Source organism: Pseudoalteromonas sp. 120-MNA-CIBAN-0494 (assembly GCF_040308885.1).
GTDB classification, from domain to species: domain Bacteria; phylum Pseudomonadota; class Gammaproteobacteria; order Enterobacterales; family Alteromonadaceae; genus Pseudoalteromonas; species Pseudoalteromonas nigrifaciens.
In genome coordinates, this window is sequence record NZ_JBEOOE010000021.1 from 32,319 (window position 1) to 54,309 (window position 21,991).

Here is a 21,991-nt window from a genome sequence, read left to right on the forward strand (position 1 = left end):
GATAATAAATCTATCTCAAGCAGCTATTTTTAGCGCTAACTACGTTGAATTTGCTTGCAATAGGCCAGCTATTGGCGCGTTAATTCGCCTTGTTTTCACTGAAAATTTTTAGCGTTATTTATTTTTAACCGTTCTTTTTCTAAATATGTTTGGCTGCCAACCCCAATGCAGTGCGCCCAAACGTAAAAATACGGTAATAAACAAGGAGCCTAAAATACACCATATATAAGGCACTCCGAGTAAAAACAACGCTGCATAAGTTAAACCGCCCGACAGACACGCAGTAGAATACAGCTCTTCGCGCATTACTAGCGGAATTTCTCTGCAAATTACATCGCGCATTAACCCGCCAAATATACCGGTAGTCATACCCATGGTAATGGCAACTATCATGGTAGTGCCTTCAATTAACGACTTTTCAATGCCAACAATATTAAATATAGCCATGCCTAATACATCAACTAGCAGCATGTAATAATTAGATACGTGCGGTAAATGGCGAATAAACACTACAGCAATGAATATTGCGCCATAAGTGGCGTATAAATAATCGGGCTCTGCAATCCAAAACACCGGCTGATTTAATAATATATCGCGCAGTGTTCCGCCGCCAAGCGCAGTAACAGAACCTACAACTACAACACCAAACCCCCCAATGTTTTTTTCATGGCCTAATAAGGTGCCCGATATAGCAAAAAAAGCCACGCCAATTAAACTCATAAAATGAAAGTATTCAAACGCCATAGTGTGGTTTCCTTACCATAATTAAGGGAAGCAGAATTAGTAAGCAGTGTAGTGTATTTAAGATTTATTTTTGCTGAACACTCCCCCACAACAATAGCTTTAATATGAAATTAAGTAGGTTGGTTAGAGCGCAGCGAAACCCAACGAAAAAAAGCAGTATCAATTAACCTAGGCGTTTTGCATTATCGATTGGCTTAAATAACTGGCTAAACTAAGCATCAATTTAATAAATAAAATAAACCTTATTCACGATTTTATCGGCTTTATCAGAGGACGCTTTCCCTTCAATACACATAACGACTAATGCCCACATAGTGGCAAACGCAGCCGGCAATAACAAATAAGTGCCAAATGGCGTGGCTAAATTGGGTGTTTTTGGCGCTGTAAAATACTGTGCCTAGGCTGTAAAAAATGCCGCCGGCGAGTAGCCAATATAATGCGTTTACATTAATAACTAAGTAAAGCGGATAAATAATGGCGAGTGCAAACCATCCCATGAGTAAGTAGGTGGCAAGGGAGACTTTTTTATTACCATTGTGAACTAAAACTTTATACGCTACGCCAGCAAGTGCCACCGACCAAATAAAGGTGAGGGTTGCCCAAGACCAAACACCCGTTAACGACAGGTGTAAAAAGGGAGTGTAAGTACCGGCAATAAGAATATAAATAGCGCAGTGGTCGCACTTTTTATAAAATGCTCTGAGCCTAGGTTGTACACTGGCGTGATATAAAGTAGATGATAAAAACAAAATAAAGATGCTGGCGCTATAAATCGTTGCACTTATATAGGCTTTGGTGCTGCTTGATTGATTAAACAGATCCCACATTACCCAGAAAGCAAATAACACACCTATTGCATGGCTAATTACATTGAGCTGTTCTTCTTTACGCGAATAGGGCGCATTCGATGACATAACTGATCCTACCACTTTTAATTGTTTTCAGTGTACGTGTGTACGCTGAATCTTTCAATTATTATAAGCAAACATAAGGGCAAATTTCGCTTGCTTTAAAGGCTCATTAATTCAATATGTTTTACTACAAAATAGGCTGAACACTCAACTGTTACTTAAAGGGAAATTATGCAAAAAAGCTTTAAAGCAGCATTACTTAGCGCTTTAATTTACCCAGGTGCTGGGCACTTTGCGTTAAAAAAGCATTTAATAGGCGCTATTTTTGCGGGAGTATTTTCGGTTTTACTACTGTTAACTTTACAAGAGGTGTATGCAATGGCGCAATGCATAGCTAATGACATAGTAAACACAAGGGGCGGTGCTAGCTTTGATGATATTTTGGCTGCAGTAAAGCACCCATCAGCGCACTGTGCAGCATTAGGGCAATACCAGTATATTTACTTAATGTTGGTTATTTGGTTTTTGAGCATAGTAGATGCTTACAGGTTAGGTAGAAAGGCGGTTAAATAAACAGCGGTATTGGCGCATAAATAAAGCGTGTTATATTAACTAAAATTTAGCTGAAAAGTTAAATTAATTAGTTATATTAACCAACACTGAATTTCATTTTCGGCTACTACTATTTAAATGTATTTTATAAACAATGGGTTATATTTTTAATTTAGTGTGGCACATCCCTTGAGTATGTAATTGAGTCGAAACAATACACAAACAAGGAAATCCATTATGAAACATTCAATTAAAATCGCTATGGCAAGTTTATTAGTATTAGGTTCATTGCAAGCAAACGCAACCGAAGTTGACCTTGATGTAACTGATATGCTCACACAAACAATTACCAGCTATATATCGCAAACCACCATAGAGCTTGAAAACTCAATAAAAGACACGCTTACTTTTAATACCGAAACTATGCTTAATAGCTGGTTAAGTGAGCCATTAATTACCGATATTCAAGCTGAAATTAAAACCGAAAATACCGTTAAACCAGTGCAATAATATACGTCAATTATAAGGAATAACCCTATGAGCAGTGAATTTGGATTATTTGCTTTAATGCTGGCGCCGGTTGTAAGTATGATCAGCGCTTATTATTCGGTGCAATTACTTAAAAGTATGGGAGCGTGGTTTAATATTTAACATTGGTTTAATAAAAGCTGATCGACTTAGTTAAAGCGCACGTAAATGAAGGCAGAATGTTTTAAACAAGTAGACTTTATGAAACGTGCGATTTTTCCATTACCCTTATTTATCCTCCCTGACGGCTATACGCGTTTACGCATATTTGAACCTCGCTATTTAAATATGGTTAAAAGCGCATTAAAAGAAAACATTGGATTTGTGCTTTGTAGTTTTGAGCACGACACGCCATTTAATATCAGCGCCCAAGGTTGCCTAATGAACATTATTGACTTTGATCAAGATGATAATGGCATGCTACTTATAGATGTATGTGCTACTCAAAGTGTGCAAATAAACGATGTGTTTCAAGACGAGCAAGAACTGCGCTACGGTTTAATGTCGAACTGTAATACGCCTTATTGGTACACAGAGGCAAACAATAATATTGGCGAGCATAAACGCCTACAAGATACGCTGCGTGAAGTGTTCACTAATAACCCAGAGCTTAGTTCGTTATATAAACAAACCTATTTTGACAAGCTTACTTGGGTTGCTGCTCGATGGCTTGAGCTGTTACCTATATCTATTGAGAAAAAACAGCAACTTGCGTTTGAAACTAACTTTGATAACTTACTAAGTTTCCTCCATACTGTGATTAATAACGAATTTGCCTAATTTAATTTGATCCTTATTTAATTATTGCCCGTATTTACATGTACTAAAGCAATAACGGGATAAATTACTATGGTAAGTCAACAACAATCACTACGTTGTGAACCTAATACAGGTAAGTACACTGCCATGCCAGAAACGCCAAGTAAGGAATTGATGCAAGCATTAATTGATGTTGCACAAAGCCGCGATAAAAAAGCATTTGCTTATTTATTTGAATATTTTTCGCCAAAAATTAAACGTTTTGGTATCAAGCAATTTGGTATTGAAGCTCAAGCAATGGAGTTAGTGCAAGAAACACTAACATCGGTTTGGCGTAAAGCACATTTGTACAATAGTGACAAAGGGGCTGCGACTACTTGGGTTTACACGGTAATGCGAAATGCTTCGTTTGATATGCTGCGCAAAATGAAAAGCAATAAAGAAGAAAACATCAGCGAAGATATTTGGCCGTTATTGAACGAATCGCAAAATACGCATCACGAATACACAGATCATTTAGAAGATAAGCAAATTAAACGCTACCTTGAAAAGCTACCAGTAGCTCAGCGGGAAGTAGTAAGAGGTGTTTATTTTCAAGATATGTCGCAAGAACAACTTGCACAACAACTTAATATTCCAGTAGGCACGGTAAAATCACGGTTACGTTTAGCCTTGCAAAAATTACGTAATGAAATGGGAGATCAGCATGATTAAACATCACCCGAGTGATACTTTACTGACACAATATTGCAGTGCATCACTTAGCGCATCGTTAAGTTTAGCTGTGTCTATACACGTAGATATGTGCCCAGTATGCCAAGAAAAAGTAACAAAGCTTGAAGCTGATAATGCAGCTGAAGTGTTTAACGATGCATTACCTTCAGAGGCTAAGGATGATACTAGTGGTTATTTTGAGCAAGAAAGCTCAAGCTTATTTGACTTAATAACCAGCGATACCAGTATTGATGAAGTATACGAAGTTGAACCAATTGCTGTTGAAATCAACCAGCAAAATTATCAACTGCCGCGTGCTTTAACACGTATTTCGCACAGCAAATTTACTCAAGTTGGCAAACTAGCCCGCTCGCGCGTTGCCCTCGATGATGGCCCATTACGTACCAGCTTATTGCACATTGCTGCGGGTGGAGAAATACCAGAGCATACTCATACCGGATTTGAGATTACTTTGTTACTAAACGGCGAGTTTAGCGACGAAGAGGGTAGCTACGTACCGGGTGATTTTATTTGGCAAGATGGCAGCCATCTGCACACACCGGTAACAAAAGAAGGCTGTTTATGCTTTACAGTAGTCAGTAGTGCGCTACATTTTAATAAAGGGCTGAGTAAGTTACTTAACCCAATTGGTAATTTAATTTACTAATATAAACAGTTTATTAGGGATATTATGCAAGCTGATACAATTAAAATAGGCATTAGTGCATGCCTAGCAGGCGAAAAAGTGCGTTTTGACACAGGCCATAAACGCTCAAACTTTTGTATGGATGAGTTTGCAAAGCATGTTGAATATACGCGCTTTTGCCCAGAGGTGGCGGTAGGTTTACCTATTCCAAGGCCTACTATTCGCCAAGTGCGAGTAGGCGATACAATAAAAGTGTGTCGCCCTGATGGTTCTGGCGACGTTGGCCCACAACTTACTGCTTACGGTATTAAAGTAGCTACCGAACAAGCGAAAGAGTTAAGCGGCTTTGTGTTTTGTGCTAAAAGCCCAAGCTGTGGCATGGAGCGCATTAAAATATACAACGAAGCGGGCACTGGTAACACATCAGAAGGTGTTGGTTTTTTTGCAGAGCAAATAATGAAGCACAATCCATTATTACCGTGCGAAGAAAATGGCCGTTTAAACGACATGCACTTGCGTGAAAACTTTGTAATGCGAGTGTATACGTTTAAAAATTGGCAAAAATTAATACAACAGCCATTGAACGTTCATCGCTTAACCCAGTTTCATGCGCAATATAAATACTTGTTAATGGCGCATAATTACCAAGCTTACCGCGATCTAGGTCATCTGTTAGGTACGTTTTTAGGTGATGACGTAACCGAGCTTGCTGATAAGTACATTTTAGGTTTGATGAATGGACTTAAAAAGCCAGCCTCACGCAAAAATAATTGTAATACCTTAATGCACTTACAGGGCTACTTTAAAAAAGATTTATCGTCAGTCGAAAAACAAGAAATGCGAGAAGCAATTGATGAATACAGCGATGGTTTAGTGCCTCTTTACGTGCCACTTACTTTGCTAAAGCATCATTTAAAAGTGCACCCAAACGAGTATCTTGAAAAACAAGTATTTTTTAATCCTTATCCTAATGAATTAAAACTACGCTACGGTATTTAATGAACACATTATTTTGGTTTAGGCGCGATTTGCGCCTTTTTTCTAATGAGGCGCTAATTCAAGCGCTTAATAATGGCGCTAACCACGCTATTTTTTTTATCTGCGAAAAACAATGGCAGCAGCATCAAGCAGCGCCAATACAAATTGACTTACTTAAACGTCGCATTACTTACCTGCACCAGCAACTTGCTGATCACGGCATTACCTTACACATTATTGATGCGCCAGACTTTGCTGATTGCGAAACTCAACTCATTGATTTTTGTAAGGCTAATAATGTTAAGCATGTAATTGCCAATACCGAGTATGAACTAAACGAAGTAAACCGCGATAAAGCCATTTTAGCAAAGTGCGATGAGCTTTCTATTACGTTTACCTTGTACGAAGGCGATTTAATTGCCCCGGTAGGCAGCGTTAAAAACCAAAGCAACGAAATGTACAAAGTATTTACGCCATTTAAGCGCGCTTGGTTAAAACAGTACATTGAGGTGCATTTTTCTTTGCCGCAGTGGCCTGTAGAGCACGTTAGCGGCGGTGCGCAGTTAAGCAAAAACGAAACAAATTTACTCAAAGGCGATAGCAGCTCTGAAAAATGGCCCGTTGATGATAAAACATTGGCCACTGTGGTCGATAACTTTATTTGCGATAAACTAACAAGTTACGACGATCACCGTGATATTCCCAGTATTAAAGGCACCTCAGGCCTTAGCCCTTATTTAGCGCTAGGTATTATTAGTACTAAGCAATTATTAATAAATATACAGCAGCGCTACCCGGATATTTTAAGCACTTCAAAAAGCAAAACCTTTACTTGGGTTAATGAGCTTATTTGGCGTGAATTTTATCGGCATTTAATTGCGCAATTTCCAAAGCTTTCGCGTGGCGATAATTTTAACGAAAAGTATAACGCGGTAGTTTGGCGTAGCAGCGATGACGAATTTAAAGCATGGTGCGAAGGCCGCACAGGTTACCCGCTTGTTGACGCTGCGATGAGGCAACTCTTGCAAACCGGGTGGATGCATAACCGTTTACGCATGGTGGTTGCTAGCTTTTTAACTAAACACCTACTTATAGATTGGCGCAAAGGCGAGCGTTTTTTTATGCAACATCTTATAGATGGCGATTTGGCCTCTAATAATGGTGGTTGGCAGTGGGCGGCCAGTACCGGGTGTGATGCACAGCCTTACTTTAGAGTTTTTAATCCTATAAGACAAAGTGAACGCTTTGATCCAAACGGCGAATTTATTCGTAAATACATACCAGAGCTTGAAAACGTGCCAGATAAACACATTCACTTTCCACATAGTTATTTAGCTTCATTGGGGCAAAGTGATTCGTGTTATTGGCCAGCAATTGTTGATCATAAAGCGGCGCGAGAGCGTGCCCTAGCAGCATTTAAGGTATGATATGGATAACCAGTTACCAGTAGATAAGTTTGTAGATATATATCAAAAACTTAATAATAGTAACCTCGATTTATTAAGTGAAATTTACTGCGACGATATACAATTTACCGACCCAATGCACAACATTAATGGCATTGTTGAGCTGCGCAAATACTTTGCTAATTTGTATAGCAATGTTACGCATTGCCAGTTTGATATAACTGATTCCTTCAGTGTTGCCAATAATGCCTTTGTGTATTGGAGTATGCATTATGTGCATCCTAAATTAGCCTCAGGAAACACCATTACTGTGCAGGGGCACAGTAAGCTTACATTTAACGGTGACAAAATAATTGAGCACCGCGACTATTTTAACGTAGGCGAGCTACTGTATAAGCATATTCCTTTATTAGGCCGTATTATTAAGCTTATAGATAAAAGGGCGGGCTAATTATGATCACACTTATTACCGGTGCTACCTCAGGTATTGGCGAACAATTAGCAATAAAATATGCCGAGCAAGGCGATACTGTTATTGCTTGCGGTCGTAACAGCGAAAAGTTAGCTGAGCTTGCTAAGCATAACAACATTCAAACCTGCCAATTTGATGCCACAAATTTACAACAAATAAAATCTGCTACCATTGGCTTTGCTCATTTTGATCGGGTCATACTCAATGCTGGTAACTGCGAATACGTTGACGATGCACGAAATTTTGACAGCGCCTTATTTGAGCGAGTCATTAGCGTTAATTTACTGGCTATGGGGTATTGCTTAGAAGCTTTATTACCTAAAATAAATAGTGGTGGCCAGCTGGTGTTAGTCAGCTCAAGTGTAACCTATTTAGCACTACCGCGCTCAGAGGCGTATGGCGCTTCTAAAGCGGGTGTAAGCTACTTGGCTAAAAGCTTAGCAATTGATTTAAATGACGTTGATGTAACCTTAGTGCATCCTGGTTTTGTTAAAACCCCTCTAACTAATAAAAATGACTTTCCTATGCCTATGGCCGTTACAGCGCAAAAAGCGGCAGACTACATGATAAAAGGCATACACAAGCGTCGTAAAGAAGTGCATTTTCCGTATCGTTTTACACTAATATTAAAAGCACTGCGCATATTACCATTGCCGCTGTGGCTCAAAATTGCAAAAGGACTAGCGCGTTGAAAAAAATAGCTATAATTGGCACTGGCGTTTCAGGTTTAACCTGTGGGCATTTATTGCATAAGCACTATGATGTAACGCTATTTGAAAAAAACAATTACATTGGTGGCCACACGGCTACGGTTGATGTGCAAGTTGATGGTATTGAACACGCTATTGATACTGGTTTTATTGTATTTAATAACAGAACCTACCCTTATTTTGAAAAGTTATTAGCGCGTATTGGCGTTGATAAGCAAGAAACAGAAATGAGTTTTAGTGTGCATAACGATGCCACAGGTTTTGAATACAACGGCCATACCTTTACGAGTTTATTTGCACAGCGTCGTAATATTTTTAGACCACAGTTTTGGCGTTTACTGTACGACATAGTTAGGTTTAATAAATTATGTAAAACAATACACGAGCAAGGCAGCTATAAAGCCGATCACTCATTAGGTGAGCTACTAAGTGAGCATAATTTTAACGACTTTTTTAAATATCATTATATTTTACCTATGGGCGCTGCTATTTGGTCTACCAGCATTAAAGAAATGCAAAATGTAGGCGTTGAATTTTTTGTTAAATTCTTTTTTAATCATGGCTTATTAGATGTAGTAAACAGGCCGCAATGGTATGTAATACCCGGTGGTTCTCGTCAATATATTAACCCGCTAATTAGAGGCTTTGCCGACAAAATCAAACTCAATACAGATATTAAATCAGTAACTAGAGCTGCCGATAAAGTAACTATAGTGTTTGCTAATGGTGAGCAAAGCGAGTTTGATAAAGTGATATTTGCTTGTCATTCAAATCAGGCGTTAGCGTTATTGGACGATGCCAGCGAGCAAGAAAAGTCAGTGTTGGGCGCTATTCCTTATACCGAAAATTCAGTGGTACTACATACCGATACTAATTTATTACCCGACAGAAAAGCAGCCTGGGCTAGTTGGAATTATTTACTCAATAATAATACCGATAAAGCGGCTGTTGTTACGTATCAAATGAATATACTTCAAGGGTTACAGTCAGATACGCAGTTTTGTGTAACATTGAACCATCTACAAGGAATAGAAAAGAGTAAGATATTACGTGAATTTACTTACCATCACCCAGTATTTAACCAAGAATCGATAGCCGCGCAGCAACAAAAGCATAGCATTGACGGGAAAAATAATAGCTATTTTTGTGGTGCGTATTGGTATAACGGTTTTCACGAAGATGGGGTGCATAGTGGCGTAGACGTTGCCAAACAGCTTGGGGTTGAATTTGACTAGCGCTGTATATTTAGGCGATGTAAAACATCGCCGTTTTGCGGTTAAAAGCCATAGCTTTAGTTACCCATTGTACATGATGTGGGTTGATTTAAATAACCCACAGCAATTAAACGGTGTGCATAGCCAATTGGGCAGTTCAGGTTTTAAAGCTCTTAAATTTAACCAAGCAGACTATCTAAATAAAGACCCGCAATTAAATACCTTTTCGTTAGTAGAGCGCGCGCGCAAACACCTTGCAAAGCTAGGTGTTAAACAAACCTTTAGCCATGTTTATATGCTGGGGCAATTACGCTGTTTAGGTATTTACTTTAGCCCAGTAAATTTTTATTTTTTTGGCGATAACGATACAAAATTTAGTTACATGATCGCAGAGGTTAGCAACACACCTTGGAATGAACGCCACTATTATTTAGTTCCGTTAGAAAAAAAAGTGAACTTTAAGAAAACCTTTTCCGTATCACCTTTTATGGACTTGGACATGAACTACCACTGGCATATTCGACAAACGCAGGATAAAGCATTAATACAGATTAAAAATATACGCGACGAGCAGGTATTATTCGACGCTACACTAAGGTTAAAACGCCACGAATTAACTGAGCAACAAGTAAGTAGGTTGCTTAAACGTTTTCCGGCGATGACTTGGTCAATTTTTAAGGGTATTTATTATCAAGCATTAAAGTTGTTTATTAAAAGAGTGCCTTTTTTAGGCCACTCAGGTAAGCCATAAAGCAAGTTGTTATGTTGTTTAAGAGTAATAATATAGGTGATTTTATGGAAAAAGCGACGCATTTACGTTGTCAAAATAATCGAAGCTGGCTTACTAATTTATATAAAAAAATAGTATTTAAAGCCTTTTCATCGATTCAAACAGGGCAAATAACGTTAGTTGATAATAACGAACGCAGTACTTTTGGCGATTTATCGTCAGCTGCAAAAGTAACGATTACTGTTAATAATAAAGCAATGTACAAAGCATTTTGTTTGTCGGGTAGTGTGGGCGCAGGCGAGTCTTATATTTTAGGACAATGGTCTTGCGATAACTTAACTCAGCTGATCGAAATATTTGCAATTAATCAAAATCAATTAGATGCTTTTGAAAAAAAGTTTTCTTTTTTCAGTAATATTGTCAATCGCTTAAATCACTTAAAAAACAAAAACTCAGAATCGGGTTCGAAAAAAAATATTATTGCTCATTATGATTTAGGGAATGATTTATACGAATCGTTTTTAAGCAAAGAAATGCTCTATTCGTGTGCAGTCTATCCCGAAAAAGAAGCAACCTTAGAGCAAGCTCAACAATATAAGTTACAACGAATTTGTGAACAAGTTGAACTACAAAAAGGCGACTCGGTAATAGAGATAGGCACCGGATGGGGGGCATTCGCAATTTATGCAGCTACTCATTACGACTGCTATGTTACTACCACGACTATATCTGATGAGCAGCACGACTATGTTGAACAAAAAGTGAAGCAACTTGGGCTTGAACATAAAATAACTTTGCTTAAATTAGACTACCGTTCACTTAAAGGGCAATACGATAAACTGGTTTCAATTGAGATGATTGAAGCGGTAGGGCACGATTACCTACCAAGTTTTTTTACTCAATGTAGTGCGTTATTAAAAGATGATGGCGCTATGCTTATTCAGGCGATTACTATTGGTGATCAGCGTTATAAACATTATTTAAAAAATTCAGATTTTATTCAGCAATATATTTTTCCTGGTGGTTGTTTGCCATCGTTAAATGAAATGAGTGAACAAATTAAAAATAATACCGATATGGTTATTCATACCGTAAACGATATTGGTGCCCATTATGCACGTACACTTGCCGATTGGCGTACGCGCTTTATACAAAGCTGGCCAGACTTAGACAGCTCTAAATTTGATGAGCGCTTTTATCGTTTGTGGTTATTTTACTTTGCTTACTGCGAAGGTGCATTTAGAGCACGTGCAACTAGTACCGTGCATTTAATGGCGCGTAAACCACGTTTTATCAGTACTGATGATGAAATTGCACTCGGTTATTAATTTTGTGTTATTTCAAGCAGTGTGGTTTTTATCCTTACTGCTTGAATCAAGCTCTGTTGTGTTTAGTAGCGCTATTATTGCGTTGATGTTTTATTTATCAAAACAAAAGAAGCACGACGCATTACTGGTTTTAGTGGCTTTGCCCTTGGCTTTATTGAGCGAGTTTATTGCCGTTAAAAGTGGCTTATTAGAGTTTAAAGTATCCCCATTTCCTGTTTGGCTTGCCTTATTGTGGTTTGCATTACTGCTTAGCATAAACACCTCAATGCGCTTTTTAATCTCACTAAAACTTTGGCAAGTATTTATTATTTGCCTTGTGTTTTCCCCTGCAAGTTACTGGGCCGGCGCGCGCTTTGAAGTGCTAAATTTAGGCCTGCCACTATTGGAGTTTTGGCTGGTATACGGTGCTCTTTGGGCTGCTGTATTTACTTTAATTATTTTAGCTAATTTAAAACTTAAATTACTTATTACTCGCTGATCCTCGCCCTTGCCGCTCCCGTATGATTATTCACTTACCTGAAGGGATTTACCATGAACGCTATATTTAAAGTACTGTGTATTTGTTTACTCACAACGAGTTGTGTTGCTGTGGCACAAATTAGCTTAACGAAGGTAGGGGATGCGCGGATGGAGTATTTATTTTGGGATGTATACGACGCTACATTATTTACTACAACAGGAGAGTATAAGTTAGGCGATAATCCGATTAAATTTAAGCTGACTTATTTGCGTGACTTTGCTGCTAAAGACATAGTAAAAGCGACCAACGAGCAGTGGCAACATTTAGGTAAAAAACAGCTAACAACGCAATATAGCGATAAATTATTAGCGATGTGGCCAAATATAAAAAAAGGCGAGTCGTTAACGCTCGTAACAGACAAGCAAGGGCTTAGTGTTTTTTATCATAATGATAAACACATTGGTGAAATTAATGAGCCTGGCTTTGCCGCTGACTTTTTGGCGATTTGGCTGAGCGAAAATACCTCTGAGCCCGCACTTCGAAAGCAATTATTAGGAAATTAATATGACAATTTTAAATTATGCAAAAGTAACCTTTGCCGCTATATGTGCGCTGTTATTGGTAAGTTGCTCTGCCCCCAATGTCGAACATTACAATAACACCTCTCCAGAATTTGACTTTAAAACGTTTTTTAGCGGAAATTTAAAAGCCTATGGCGTTGTACAAGACTATAAAGGTGAATTAACCCGCAAGCTCGTGGTTGACATGCATGCAAGCTGGGAGGGCAACCAAGGCGTTATAGAAGAAGATTTTATTTATGATGATGGTGAAACTCAAAAACGTATTTGGAAAGTAACACTCAATGATGACAAGAGTTTAACCGGCACTGCAGATGATGTTTTAGGCACAGCTAAAGGGAAAAGTGATGGCAGTGTATTTCATTGGAATTACGCTGTTGAACTGCCGTACGATGGCAGCACTTTAACGGTAAACTTTGATGATTGGATGTACTTGGTAACACAAACTCGCTTGATAAACCGTACGTCTATTGTTAAGTTTGGTATCGAAGTTGGGGAAGTTACCTTGGTTATCGAAAAAATATAGCTTATGACTTTGTGGCTTAACTTGCGTTAAAATTGCACTTAAATTAAGTCTTTGTTAACTCAACACGCTGTATTTTACCGATAATTATTTTAATTTTACGCATTTTATAAGATTTTAAGCAAAAAATGCAATTTGCTGTTGCTAACTCTTCAAAAATGCATAAAGATAGGTTTTGCGAAGGCAAAATAATAACGAATAGGAATCAAATAATGAATAAAGCTCAATTAGTTGAAAAAATTGCTACTGATGCAGAAATCTCTAAAGCCGCTGCTACACGCGCTCTTGACGCGTTTACTGGCGCTGTAACTTCTTCTTTAAAAGAAGGTGATTCAGTAGCGTTAGTTGGTTTTGGTACTTTTTCAGTTAAAGAACGTGCAGCACGTACTGGCCGTAACCCACAAACGGGTGCTGAGATCCAAATCGCAGCGGCAACTATCCCAAGCTTTAAAGCAGGTAAAGGTCTTAAAGATCAAGTAAACCTTTAATTGTAGGTTTATCTAATTAAATGAAAAGAGGGCCTTTTAGCCCTTTTTTTTATGCCTAAAATATTTGCCAACCTTGTTAATATTATAATTACATTTAATAATTGTAATAAAGTTAATCCACCTTTATTAAGGTGGATTAACTTTTTAGTTATTTATTTGGCTTTTAGGGCTTTATCGCCACGGCCAATGCCAACTGCACCAGAGCGCACTACCTCAATAATGTCGGTTTCGTGGCGTAGCGTATCTAAAAATGATTCAATTTTATCTGTGCTACTCACTAACTGTAGGCTATAACTTAGCCGGCCCATATCTAAAATAGTCCCTTGGAATACATCTGCTACGCGGGTAACCGCTGCGCGTGTTGTTTCGTCTTGGGCAAATACTTTAACCAATAATAGTTCACGCTCAATATGACTCATTTCGGTTAAATCAATAATTTTTAGTACATCAACAAGCTTATTTACCTGTTTGGTAATTTGCTCTACTACACGGTCATCACCCATAGTGGTAATAGTAATGCGCGATAAAGACTGATCATCCGTTGTGCCAACTGTTAGGCTGTCGATGTTATAAGCACGCTGCGAAAATAATCCTACAATACGCGACAGTGCTCCTGGTTCGTTTTCTAATAATATAGATAAAATACGACGCATTATGCTTTTACTCCTTTACGTAGCCACATCTCATCAATGCCACCAAACTTAATTTGCATTGGGTATACATGTTCTTTTTCGTCTACAAGAATGTCTAAAAATACTAAACGATCGTTAATCGACATGGCTTTGTCGATAGCCGGTTGTAACTCATCTAGGGTGTTTACTTTAATACCTACATGGCCGTAGCTTTCTACTAATTTAACAAAATCAGGCAAAGACTCCATGTAAGATGATGAATGACGCCCGCCATACACCATATCTTGCCATTGGCGTACCATGCCTAAAGAGCGGTTATTTAATGACACGACTTTTACCGCTAAGTTATATTGTAAACACGTAGCTAGCTCTTGAATATTCATTTGAATAGAGCCGTCGCCAGTAATACATACCGATTCTTTATCCGGAAAAGCAAGTTTTACACCCATGGCTGCAGGTAAGCCAAAGCCCATAGTGCCAAGGCCGCCTGAGTTGATCCACTGACGCGGATGTTTAAACGGGTAATACTGGGCTGCAAACATTTGATGTTGGCCAACATCGGAGCTTACATAAGCGTCGCCATTGGTTGCTTTATAAACTGCTTCAATAACGGCTTGCGGTTTAATTGCATCACCATCGGTGTTATAGCTTAAGCACTTTTGTTCGCGCCAGCTGATAATTTGACGCCACCAATCTTCTTGGGCGCTGCGATCAATTTGAATAGGGTTCTTATCAATACCAGCTTGTAGCTGCTCTAGTACGGTTGCAAGACAGCCAACTACCGGAATGTGAGCTTTAATTGTTTTAGAAATAGACGTTGGATCGACATCTACATGCACTATAGTGGCGTTGGGACAAAATTTTTGCACATTATTGGTGACCCGATCATCAAAACGCGCCCCTAATGCTAATATTACATCGGCATTAGCCATGGCTTTATTGGCTTCAAGGGTGCCATGCATACCTAGCATGCCTACAAAGTTTGGATGCACACCTGAAATGCCACCTAGCCCCATAAGGGTATTGGTAATTGGCGCATTTAGTGACTCTACCAAGTGAGTTAATTGCTCAGAAGTGTTTGAAATTACAATTCCGCCGCCAGAGTACACTACCAGTTTTTTTGCTTCTAGTATGGCGGTAACGGCTTTGCGTATTTGTTTTGAGTGGCCTTTAGTGTTTGGGTTGTAAGTTCTTAAATCGGTAGATTTAGGAAATTCATAATCAAACTTTATCTCAGGGTTTAGCATGTCTTTTGGCAGCTCTACTACCACTGGGCCTGGGCGGCCTGTGCTGGCAATATAAAAAGCTTTAGCTAAAATAGTTGGGATATCTTTTGCGCTTCTGCAGTTAAAACTGTGCTTTACTATAGGGCGCGAGCAACCAACGATATCGGTTTCTTGAAAAGCATCATCACCAATCAAGTTGGTAGGTACTTGCCCTGATAGCACGACCATTGGAATGGAGTCCATATAGGCTGTAGCAATGCCGGTAATACAGTTTGTAGCACCTGGGCCTGATGTTGCCAGTACTACGCCTACATCGCCAGTAGCACGCGCATAACCATCGGCCATATGTGTGGCGGCTTGCTCATGACGAACTAAAATATGTTCAATGTCGTCTTGCTGGAAAAGCGCATCGTATAAATCTAATACTGACCCCCCGGGGTAGCCAAATATGTATTTAACCTTTAATTCTTTTAATGCCTGAACAACTAGTTCAGAACCATTATATTGTTGTTTGCTCATCCTCATTCCTCTGCCGTTATTTTTATGCATAAAAAAACCCCCGCATGGGGCGGGGGTTTTTAAAAAGCAGTATCACCTTTCAATACATCCCCGCTGGGCTTATAACTAAGACCAGTACGAGTACGACTAATAGGCGAATTGTAGTATTCATAATTAATTACTCTATTACAAAGCGTTAATACTGCTTTAAACTAAAATTGTGTATGTGGTTATTTTTAAGGGTTTTGAGGGAATATGTCAACCGCGAAATGGCTTTTATGCATTATTTTTTCTCATCATGCTATTTTTGTGCTGGAGTTAGTTGTTTTTTGAGGTTTTAAAGTAAGTGGAGGGAGTTTTTATGCAGGTTTGCAATTTTGAATATTAAAAAGCCAGCAATTGCTGGCTTTTTATATCAGTACGCTTACAAGTACTTATGTATGTACTTTATACTTTATATTACAAACGGTCGATAACAGCTTGAGTAAAGTCTGTTGTACCGTGGCTGCCGCCTAAATCACGAGTAGTACGATCGCCTGACTTAATCACATCAGCAACTGCACTTCTAATGCGCTCTGCGGTGTCGCCCATGTTTAAATGCTCAAGCATTTGAATAGACGCTAAAATTACAGAAGTAGGGTTAGCTAGGTTTTTACCTGCAATATCAGGCGCACTGCCGTGTACTGCTTCAAAAATTGCAGTATCTTCGCCAATGTTAGCTCCTGGTGCCATGCCTAAGCCGCCAACTAAACCAGCACATAGGTCTGATAAAATATCACCAAATAAGTTTGTGGTTACTATTACGTCAAACTCTTCTGGCGTCATTACTAGTTTCATACAGGTTGCATCAACAATCATTTCGGTTGATTCAATTTCTGGGAAACGTTCTGCAACTTCACGCGCTACTTTTAAAAATAGGCCTGATGTAGATTTTAAAATATTTGCTTTATGTACCGCTGTTACTTTTTTACGGCCTTCACGTACTGCTAGCTCGTAAGCAAACGTTACGATTTTTTCTGCGCCTTCGCGAGTAATAACAGATTTTGCTTCTGCTTCGTTACCATCTTCACTTACAATTTGACCAGCGCCAGAGTACATACCTTGGGTGTTTTCACGAATAGTGATGATATCAATATCATCATAACGTGCTTTTGTGCCTACAAACGATTTAACAGGACGTACGTTTGCGTACAAACCAAATTGCTTACGTAGTGTTACGTTTATAGAAGTAAAGCCTTCACCAACTGGCGTAGTTAAAGGACCTTTTAAGGTGATTTTGTTTTTAGCGATAGTATCGATTGTGTCTTGCGGAAGTAACTCACCTGTTTTTTCAAGTGCAGCTAGGCCAGCATCAACAAATTCATAATCAAAATCGCATCCTGCGGCTTTTAGTATTTCAAGTGCTGAGTCGATAATGCTAGGGCCGATGCCGTCGCCTTTGATCACTGTTATGGTTTGTTTGGCCATTAACTTATCCTTTAAAGAGTTTGATTTGCACATAAATTGTGGCTCCGAGGGAGCAACTGCTTGTTAGAAAATTTATGTGAACGAGCTTGAGAATTCAAGGGCGCATTTATACCAATTATTAAGTCATTTTGCCAGTTTATACTATTAATACTGGGTATAATCGTTGTTTATAGTTGGAATAAGTAGCTTAAATACTATCAAACAAAGCTAATGTTTGAAGTTTGTCATAAAAATCGGCTTGATTGTCCCAGCCCTGGGCTATTAATTGCTGCTTAAGTGTTTGCTGTTGCCAAGGAGTTAATGCTGTTTTTGGCTTAAACACGCTTTGCGCCACGACTTTAAATGCTACCCATAACTTACTTTGCTCAGTGAGTTCGTTTTTAGCTACTTGTTCGGCATCTAATAATGCAAAGGTCCATGGGTTATCGCTTAAAAGCGCTGATAACTGCTGATTTAAATGCTTACTATCCATGTTTTCTATGCCAAAAAATGCGCACATAGGTGTATCGGATGATTTATTTGGGGCATGCGCTATAGGCGTCTTTCTTGAAAGTTGCGTACTACAATGTATTAATAAGTAATGCGCGTAAGCATATAAAGGCAAACAAATATGCTCAAACTGATATTGCTTATTGTTATAGACCAATAGCCTCATTATATCGACCATACATTTGAGTCGATTAACTAAAAAAGCATGTAAAGGATGCGGAATAGCAAAAACTAGTTGCTCAAACACCACGCGCTGTATAATAGCTGGGGCATTATTGTAGCCAACCATAGACAAACTATGCGTTAAATTTTTAGCGGCTTGATGCTCTTTGTTATACGGTTTAACTGCTTGGCATAAGCTTTTAATAACATTAGGGTGTGGGGCTAATAAAGTATTTATATTGTTAAAGCTATACTCTTGTTGCAGTTTAATAAGCCCAATTAGATCATATAATGTGTTTTGGGTACTGGGAGTTGCGGCTTTTATATTTACATATTCAGTATCCCACACTTTATAAAGTATACGTTTATCAGCGCATAGCCATTGTACTGCGTTATCGTTAAGCGTTGCTTTTACCCTGTACCAAACTATTTTGTTCTTTAAGCTTTTAATAAGTATGTGGCGCTGCTCGGCGTCGGTTGCTAAATAAATCATTGCTTGTTCGGCATATAAAACTCGGCTCCCGGGGAGCAAAGGGCCAATATGCGCAATTAATGATTTTAAGAGTCGCTGAGCAAATAAATTTGGGGTTCGCAAATATAAGTCTGCTATCGCTTTATAAAAATTTATTTGTTGATTTGCTGCATTACACGTGAGGTTAACTGCCAAAATATTAGCTAACGCCACAATTATTGTGCCGCCATCGTATAACATTATTTTAGGGGTGCTAACTAAAGCGTGTTTATATTTACTCAGTTTAGCTAATACTTGAGTAATACTATGGGCAGGTTGCTTTGCGGTTAGTAATACGCGCGCTGCAAGTTTGTGGCGTAATTGCCATATTTGGCTTTCGGTACTGGTAAACGCTATTTGTTTGGATAATTTATTAAGTTGAGCGCCTACGCACAAATGCTCAATTAATGACGCACTAATATACAACTCACTTAGTTCGTCATCGTAATCTTGGCTTACACACAGTGCTGTTGTTAAAATACATTGGCTAATTATAAGGTTAGTAGCAAAGTCGTACTGGGTTTTATAAAGCATGAGTTGTGCTTGTAGAGCACATGGGTTTTGCTTATAAAGGGTTCGGTATTGCTCTGCAAGTTTGCACACTAGCGGATAAAAGGTAGGCCATTGGTTTTTATTATTGTATGAAGCTAAAAATAGCTGCGTATGCTCGAGCAACTTTTTTAGCTTTATTGATACAGGCTCATCCATTACGCCGTTTCCCTAACCTGGTTTTAGATATTGATCGTAAGCACTGGGACCCCATAAAATGAGCTGCCCGTTTTTAAATAATAAGCCGGTACATTCATCTATAGTAGTAATGCCGTCAGATGTTTTATGCTGAGTACGATAAAAAACAATTTGCCACACTTGGTCCTCATCACGCTTAGCAAAGGTAAGATCTGGGCTACCTAAATATTCGAGTACACTATTGAGGGTTGCAGTGTCTTCTATTTTTAGCTTTTCGATATAGCGTTTATTATAGGCTTCTCTGTCTTGCCAAATCATAGCTTGTGGATCATCTTTATAAAAAACGATCACTAACGTGGCTATTAGCGCATACAGCCCTAAACCTAAAATTAAATATCTAAAAAACTTTTTGAACATTACTTACTCTACTAACCATCACTGCTAATAGTATACGTATTGTCGTACGGCAGTGCTATTAACTTGCGACTAATTAAGCCTTAACTGCTTTAAACTAAAGCCTAAGTTTATATCGGTGCGTAAACTAACCAGTTGCTTTGAAATAACATACATATCCATATTCACAGTTAGCTTTTTACGTAAGCTGGCACTAAGAGCATCGTCATTGAGTGCATCCTCGACAGAGCTATAGTTATTAACTAGTAGCTGTGCCGATTTAGTGCCTATGCCTTTTACGCCCGGAATATCATTGGTTTTATCGCCAGCAAATGCCCAAAACTCTACTAGTTTTTTTTGCTCAACGCCAAAGCGTTGCTTAATACTATCTTGATCTAAATAATGTTTTTTAAAATAATCATACACAGCTATATGCTCATTTAAAAAAGGTAAAAAGCCTTTATCAGTTGAGACAATCACACTGCTGATGTTGTTATGTGATGCCTTATTTGCGAGAGTTGCAATAATATCATCAGCTTCATCGTTTATTGGTTCAAACACTACAATACCGGTTTCTTCAATGACGGCTTTAAATTGCACTAATGCATCTTTAAGTATTTGTGGCATAGGAGCACGGGAGTGTTTGTAATCTTTATAAAAATGATAGCGCCAACTTTTATCGCCATCAAATACGGCAATGGCATGGGTTGCTTTAGTGCTGCTTAAAAGTTTTGAGCAGGCATGCGCTACACGTGCGCAGCTTGCTTTAAGCATCTGCTCATCACTGTGATGTTTTTGATTCGCGTCTACCGCGTAAATGCGCCTAATTAAATTAAGCGCATCAATAAGTAATAAATGGGGTTTCAATACAGAACTCACGCCTTGATTGTGTAGCAGGGGACATATTTACTGCCGGGTAGTTTCATTCTTCCCTCGTCAACATAAGCTTGTAATAACTTATCCATTGCTTTCATTAAACTAGGCTCGCCACTTAGAATATAAGGCCCATGTTGTTTAATTGCTTTTACGCCTTCTTCTTTAACATTACCGGCAACAATGCCCGAAAATGCGCGGCGTAAATTTGCAGCTAATAACTGTTTTGGTTGATCTAGGTGCAAGTCTAAGTTCGCCATTTGTTCATGCGATGGTATAAACGGCTGTTGAAAGTCATTTTCTATTTTTAATGTCCAGTTAAAATAGTATGCATCGCCTTGGCTTTTACGATAGTCGCGAACATTAGCCATGGTCGACTTTAATTTTTGCGCTACTAATTGTGGGTTATCTATAATAACTTCAAATTTGCTGAGCGCTTCTACACCTAGTGTCATTTCAATAAAATGGCACAGCTCTTTAAAGTAGGCTTCACTTTGTTTTGGTCCTGTTAAAATAACCGGGAGGCACTGCTTGTCATTTTCTGGGTGTAATAATATCCCTAATAAATAAAGAAACTCTTCAGCAGTACCAGCGCCACCAGGAAAAATAATGATAGCGTGAGCTGTGCGTATAAAGGCTTCTAAACGTTTTTCTATGTCGGGTAAAATGACTAATTCATTTACAATTGGGTTAGGCGGCTCTGCTGCAATAATGCTGGGCTCGGTTAATCCTAAATAACGATTGTTTTTAATTCGCTGCTTGGCGTGGCCAATAGTAGCGCCTTTCATTGGGCCTTTCATAGCGCCAGGGCCACAGCCTGTACAAATGTTTAAGCCGCGCAGGCCCAGCTCATAACCTACTTGTTTGGTATATTTATACTCAACTTCACTAATAGAATGCCCGCCCCAACATACAATCATGCTTGGTTCGCTGTTTACTTTTAGTGCATCGGCATTTCTGAGCATATCAAAAACCATGTGGGTAATGGCTTTTTGTTCTTTAAGATTTTTTTCGTATTTTTGACATATAAATAAAATATCGCGGATCACAGAAAATATATGTTCGTGAATACCGGTAATAATTTCACCATCAACAAATGCGGTATCAGGTGCGTTAATTAGTTCTATTTTTATGCCGCGCTCACGGCTAACTAAACGAATATCAAAGTCTTGGTATTTATCGTAGATGTCGCTACTTTCATCTGTATGGCTGCCTACGTTGAGGACGGCAAGCGCGCAGTTTCTAAATAATCGATAGCGTTCACTAGCGGAAGATTGCTCTAATAAATCAACTTCTAATTGCGACAGTAAATCTAAAACCCCAGTTGGGTTTAACTGTATTAACATCGGCATTCTCCTTGCTGTTTAATACC

Annotated in this window: 25 protein-coding genes; 16 read left to right on the forward strand and 9 right to left on the reverse strand. The window is 38.7% G+C overall.

What is annotated here, in order from left to right; all coding sequences use genetic code 11:
* Nucleotides 1–114: 114 nt before the first annotated feature.
* Together AAEY55_RS12655 and AAEY55_RS12660 are read right to left on the reverse strand one after the other, a co-directional pair.
* A complete protein-coding gene (locus tag AAEY55_RS12655) occupies nt 115–744 on the reverse strand; it encodes a trimeric intracellular cation channel family protein (RefSeq protein ID WP_350551644.1) in 630 nt (209 codons plus the stop codon).
* A 284-nt stretch (nt 745–1,028) separates the two neighbouring features.
* Nucleotides 1,029–1,658 (reverse strand): hemolysin III family protein, encoded by a 630-nt coding sequence (locus AAEY55_RS12660; RefSeq protein WP_011330071.1) that lies wholly within the window; start codon nt 1,656–1,658, stop codon nt 1,029–1,031.
* Between the two features lie 168 nt (nt 1,659–1,826).
* Here AAEY55_RS12660 and AAEY55_RS12665 point away from each other — a divergent pair, with 168 nt between their 5' ends.
* The 16 genes from AAEY55_RS12665 (at nt 1,827) to AAEY55_RS12740 (ending at nt 13,681) form a co-directional block, all read left to right on the forward strand.
* Complete coding sequence (locus AAEY55_RS12665; RefSeq protein WP_011330072.1) at nt 1,827–2,168, forward strand: hypothetical protein; 342 nt, start codon at nt 1,827–1,829, stop codon at nt 2,166–2,168.
* 216 nt (nt 2,169–2,384) lie between these two features.
* Nucleotides 2,385–2,657, forward strand: coding sequence for a hypothetical protein (locus tag AAEY55_RS12670; RefSeq protein ID WP_011330073.1), 273 nt, complete (start codon nt 2,385–2,387; stop codon nt 2,655–2,657).
* Between the two features lie 219 nt (nt 2,658–2,876).
* Nucleotides 2,877–3,455, forward strand: a complete 579-nt coding sequence (locus AAEY55_RS12675) for an LON peptidase substrate-binding domain-containing protein (protein ID WP_011330074.1) — start codon at nt 2,877–2,879, stop codon at nt 3,453–3,455.
* Between the two features lie 69 nt (nt 3,456–3,524).
* Nucleotides 3,525–4,148 (forward strand): sigma-70 family RNA polymerase sigma factor, encoded by a 624-nt coding sequence (locus AAEY55_RS12680; RefSeq protein ID WP_011330075.1) that lies wholly within the window; start codon nt 3,525–3,527, stop codon nt 4,146–4,148.
* Complete coding sequence (locus AAEY55_RS12685) at nt 4,141–4,815, forward strand: ChrR family anti-sigma-E factor (RefSeq protein WP_011330076.1); 675 nt, start codon at nt 4,141–4,143, stop codon at nt 4,813–4,815. The genes AAEY55_RS12680 and AAEY55_RS12685 overlap by 8 nt, the downstream gene beginning before the upstream one ends.
* 24 nt (nt 4,816–4,839) lie before the next feature.
* Nucleotides 4,840–5,793, forward strand: coding sequence for a DUF523 and DUF1722 domain-containing protein (locus AAEY55_RS12690; RefSeq protein WP_011330077.1), 954 nt, complete (start codon nt 4,840–4,842; stop codon nt 5,791–5,793).
* The gene (gene phrB / locus AAEY55_RS12695; protein WP_089369269.1) at nt 5,793–7,199 is read left to right on the forward strand and encodes a deoxyribodipyrimidine photo-lyase; all 1,407 of its coding nucleotides are present in this window, start codon (nt 5,793–5,795) and stop codon (nt 7,197–7,199) included. The genes AAEY55_RS12690 and phrB overlap by 1 nt, the downstream gene beginning before the upstream one ends.
* 1 nt (nt 7,200) lies before the next feature.
* Nucleotides 7,201–7,629, forward strand: a complete 429-nt coding sequence (locus AAEY55_RS12700) for a nuclear transport factor 2 family protein (RefSeq protein ID WP_011330079.1) — start codon at nt 7,201–7,203, stop codon at nt 7,627–7,629.
* Between the two features lie 2 nt (nt 7,630–7,631).
* A complete protein-coding gene (locus AAEY55_RS12705) occupies nt 7,632–8,342 on the forward strand; it encodes an SDR family NAD(P)-dependent oxidoreductase (RefSeq protein ID WP_011330080.1) in 711 nt (236 codons plus the stop codon).
* The gene (locus tag AAEY55_RS12710; protein ID WP_192531852.1) at nt 8,339–9,595 is read left to right on the forward strand and encodes an NAD(P)/FAD-dependent oxidoreductase; all 1,257 of its coding nucleotides are present in this window, start codon (nt 8,339–8,341) and stop codon (nt 9,593–9,595) included. The genes AAEY55_RS12705 and AAEY55_RS12710 overlap by 4 nt, the downstream gene beginning before the upstream one ends.
* Nucleotides 9,588–10,325, forward strand: coding sequence for a DUF1365 domain-containing protein (locus tag AAEY55_RS12715; protein ID WP_011330082.1), 738 nt, complete (start codon nt 9,588–9,590; stop codon nt 10,323–10,325). The genes AAEY55_RS12710 and AAEY55_RS12715 overlap by 8 nt, the downstream gene beginning before the upstream one ends.
* 44 nt (nt 10,326–10,369) lie before the next feature.
* Nucleotides 10,370–11,632 (forward strand): cyclopropane-fatty-acyl-phospholipid synthase family protein, encoded by a 1,263-nt coding sequence (locus AAEY55_RS12720; RefSeq protein WP_011330083.1) that lies wholly within the window; start codon nt 10,370–10,372, stop codon nt 11,630–11,632.
* Complete coding sequence (locus tag AAEY55_RS12725; RefSeq protein WP_011330084.1) at nt 11,610–12,110, forward strand: DUF2878 domain-containing protein; 501 nt, start codon at nt 11,610–11,612, stop codon at nt 12,108–12,110. The genes AAEY55_RS12720 and AAEY55_RS12725 overlap by 23 nt, the downstream gene beginning before the upstream one ends.
* A 53-nt stretch (nt 12,111–12,163) precedes the next feature.
* The gene (locus AAEY55_RS12730; protein ID WP_041454935.1) at nt 12,164–12,655 is read left to right on the forward strand and encodes a chalcone isomerase family protein; all 492 of its coding nucleotides are present in this window, start codon (nt 12,164–12,166) and stop codon (nt 12,653–12,655) included.
* 1 nt (nt 12,656) lies between these two features.
* On the forward strand, nt 12,657–13,196 hold the full coding sequence (locus AAEY55_RS12735) for a DUF3833 domain-containing protein (RefSeq protein WP_182678660.1): 540 nt from the start codon (nt 12,657–12,659) through the stop codon (nt 13,194–13,196).
* Between the two features lie 209 nt (nt 13,197–13,405).
* Nucleotides 13,406–13,681, forward strand: a complete 276-nt coding sequence (locus AAEY55_RS12740; protein ID WP_008166804.1) for an HU family DNA-binding protein — start codon at nt 13,406–13,408, stop codon at nt 13,679–13,681.
* 152 nt (nt 13,682–13,833) lie between these two features.
* Here AAEY55_RS12740 and ilvN read toward each other — a convergent pair whose 3' ends face one another.
* The 7 genes from ilvN to ppnN all read right to left on the reverse strand — a co-directional run bounded on the left by ilvN (nt 13,834) and on the right by ppnN (nt 21,965).
* Nucleotides 13,834–14,334, reverse strand: a complete 501-nt coding sequence (gene ilvN, locus AAEY55_RS12745) for an acetolactate synthase small subunit (protein WP_011330087.1) — start codon at nt 14,332–14,334, stop codon at nt 13,834–13,836.
* The gene (locus AAEY55_RS12750; RefSeq protein WP_350551654.1) at nt 14,334–16,058 is read right to left on the reverse strand and encodes an acetolactate synthase 3 large subunit; all 1,725 of its coding nucleotides are present in this window, start codon (nt 16,056–16,058) and stop codon (nt 14,334–14,336) included. Before AAEY55_RS12750 ends, ilvN begins: the two co-directional genes overlap by 1 nt.
* Nucleotides 16,059–16,496: 438 nt before the next feature.
* The gene (locus AAEY55_RS12755) at nt 16,497–17,504 is read right to left on the reverse strand and encodes an isocitrate dehydrogenase (RefSeq protein WP_011330089.1); all 1,008 of its coding nucleotides are present in this window, start codon (nt 17,502–17,504) and stop codon (nt 16,497–16,499) included.
* 187 nt (nt 17,505–17,691) lie between these two features.
* Nucleotides 17,692–19,374: a hypothetical protein gene (locus AAEY55_RS12760; RefSeq protein WP_350551657.1), complete on the reverse strand. Its 1,683-nt coding sequence runs from the start codon at nt 19,372–19,374 to the stop codon at nt 17,692–17,694.
* A 12-nt stretch (nt 19,375–19,386) separates the two neighbouring features.
* Nucleotides 19,387–19,770 (reverse strand): DUF3192 domain-containing protein, encoded by a 384-nt coding sequence (locus tag AAEY55_RS12765; protein WP_011330091.1) that lies wholly within the window; start codon nt 19,768–19,770, stop codon nt 19,387–19,389.
* A gap of 69 nt (nt 19,771–19,839) precedes the next feature.
* Nucleotides 19,840–20,613, reverse strand: coding sequence for a flap endonuclease Xni (gene xni, locus AAEY55_RS12770; protein ID WP_350551660.1), 774 nt, complete (start codon nt 20,611–20,613; stop codon nt 19,840–19,842).
* Nucleotides 20,614–20,621: 8 nt separating this feature from the next.
* A complete protein-coding gene (gene ppnN / locus AAEY55_RS12775; RefSeq protein WP_350551663.1) occupies nt 20,622–21,965 on the reverse strand; it encodes a nucleotide 5'-monophosphate nucleosidase PpnN in 1,344 nt (447 codons plus the stop codon).
* Between the last annotated feature and the right edge of the window lie 26 nt (nt 21,966–21,991).

What these genes read in the sequence shown, in the direction of transcription:
- AAEY55_RS12685 (WP_011330076.1), top strand. Translation starts at nt 4,141, where the DNA reads ATGATTAAACATCACCCGAGTGATACTTTACTGACACAATATTGCAGT.
- AAEY55_RS12750 (WP_350551654.1), bottom strand. Translation starts at nt 16,058, where the DNA reads ATGAGCAAACAACAATATAATGGTTCTGAACTAGTTGTTCAGGCATTA.
- AAEY55_RS12690 (WP_011330077.1), top strand. Translation starts at nt 4,840, where the DNA reads ATGCAAGCTGATACAATTAAAATAGGCATTAGTGCATGCCTAGCAGGC.
- ilvN (WP_011330087.1), bottom strand. Translation starts at nt 14,334, where the DNA reads ATGCGTCGTATTTTATCTATATTATTAGAAAACGAACCAGGAGCACTG.
- AAEY55_RS12740 (WP_008166804.1), top strand. Translation starts at nt 13,406, where the DNA reads ATGAATAAAGCTCAATTAGTTGAAAAAATTGCTACTGATGCAGAAATC.
- AAEY55_RS12655 (WP_350551644.1), bottom strand. Translation starts at nt 744, where the DNA reads ATGGCGTTTGAATACTTTCATTTTATGAGTTTAATTGGCGTGGCTTTT.
- AAEY55_RS12675 (WP_011330074.1), top strand. Translation starts at nt 2,877, where the DNA reads ATGAAACGTGCGATTTTTCCATTACCCTTATTTATCCTCCCTGACGGC.
- ppnN (WP_350551663.1), bottom strand. Translation starts at nt 21,965, where the DNA reads ATGTTAATACAGTTAAACCCAACTGGGGTTTTAGATTTACTGTCGCAA.
- AAEY55_RS12680 (WP_011330075.1), top strand. Translation starts at nt 3,525, where the DNA reads ATGGTAAGTCAACAACAATCACTACGTTGTGAACCTAATACAGGTAAG.
- AAEY55_RS12665 (WP_011330072.1), top strand. Translation starts at nt 1,827, where the DNA reads ATGCAAAAAAGCTTTAAAGCAGCATTACTTAGCGCTTTAATTTACCCA.
- AAEY55_RS12760 (WP_350551657.1), bottom strand. Translation starts at nt 19,374, where the DNA reads ATGGATGAGCCTGTATCAATAAAGCTAAAAAAGTTGCTCGAGCATACG.
- AAEY55_RS12735 (WP_182678660.1), top strand. Translation starts at nt 12,657, where the DNA reads ATGACAATTTTAAATTATGCAAAAGTAACCTTTGCCGCTATATGTGCG.
- AAEY55_RS12660 (WP_011330071.1), bottom strand. Translation starts at nt 1,658, where the DNA reads ATGTCATCGAATGCGCCCTATTCGCGTAAAGAAGAACAGCTCAATGTA.
- AAEY55_RS12705 (WP_011330080.1), top strand. Translation starts at nt 7,632, where the DNA reads ATGATCACACTTATTACCGGTGCTACCTCAGGTATTGGCGAACAATTA.
- AAEY55_RS12700 (WP_011330079.1), top strand. Translation starts at nt 7,201, where the DNA reads ATGGATAACCAGTTACCAGTAGATAAGTTTGTAGATATATATCAAAAA.
- AAEY55_RS12730 (WP_041454935.1), top strand. Translation starts at nt 12,164, where the DNA reads ATGAACGCTATATTTAAAGTACTGTGTATTTGTTTACTCACAACGAGT.
- AAEY55_RS12670 (WP_011330073.1), top strand. Translation starts at nt 2,385, where the DNA reads ATGAAACATTCAATTAAAATCGCTATGGCAAGTTTATTAGTATTAGGT.
- phrB (WP_089369269.1), top strand. Translation starts at nt 5,793, where the DNA reads ATGAACACATTATTTTGGTTTAGGCGCGATTTGCGCCTTTTTTCTAAT.
- AAEY55_RS12720 (WP_011330083.1), top strand. Translation starts at nt 10,370, where the DNA reads ATGGAAAAAGCGACGCATTTACGTTGTCAAAATAATCGAAGCTGGCTT.
- AAEY55_RS12725 (WP_011330084.1), top strand. Translation starts at nt 11,610, where the DNA reads ATGAAATTGCACTCGGTTATTAATTTTGTGTTATTTCAAGCAGTGTGG.
- AAEY55_RS12755 (WP_011330089.1), bottom strand. Translation starts at nt 17,504, where the DNA reads ATGGCCAAACAAACCATAACAGTGATCAAAGGCGACGGCATCGGCCCT.
- AAEY55_RS12765 (WP_011330091.1), bottom strand. Translation starts at nt 19,770, where the DNA reads ATGTTCAAAAAGTTTTTTAGATATTTAATTTTAGGTTTAGGGCTGTAT.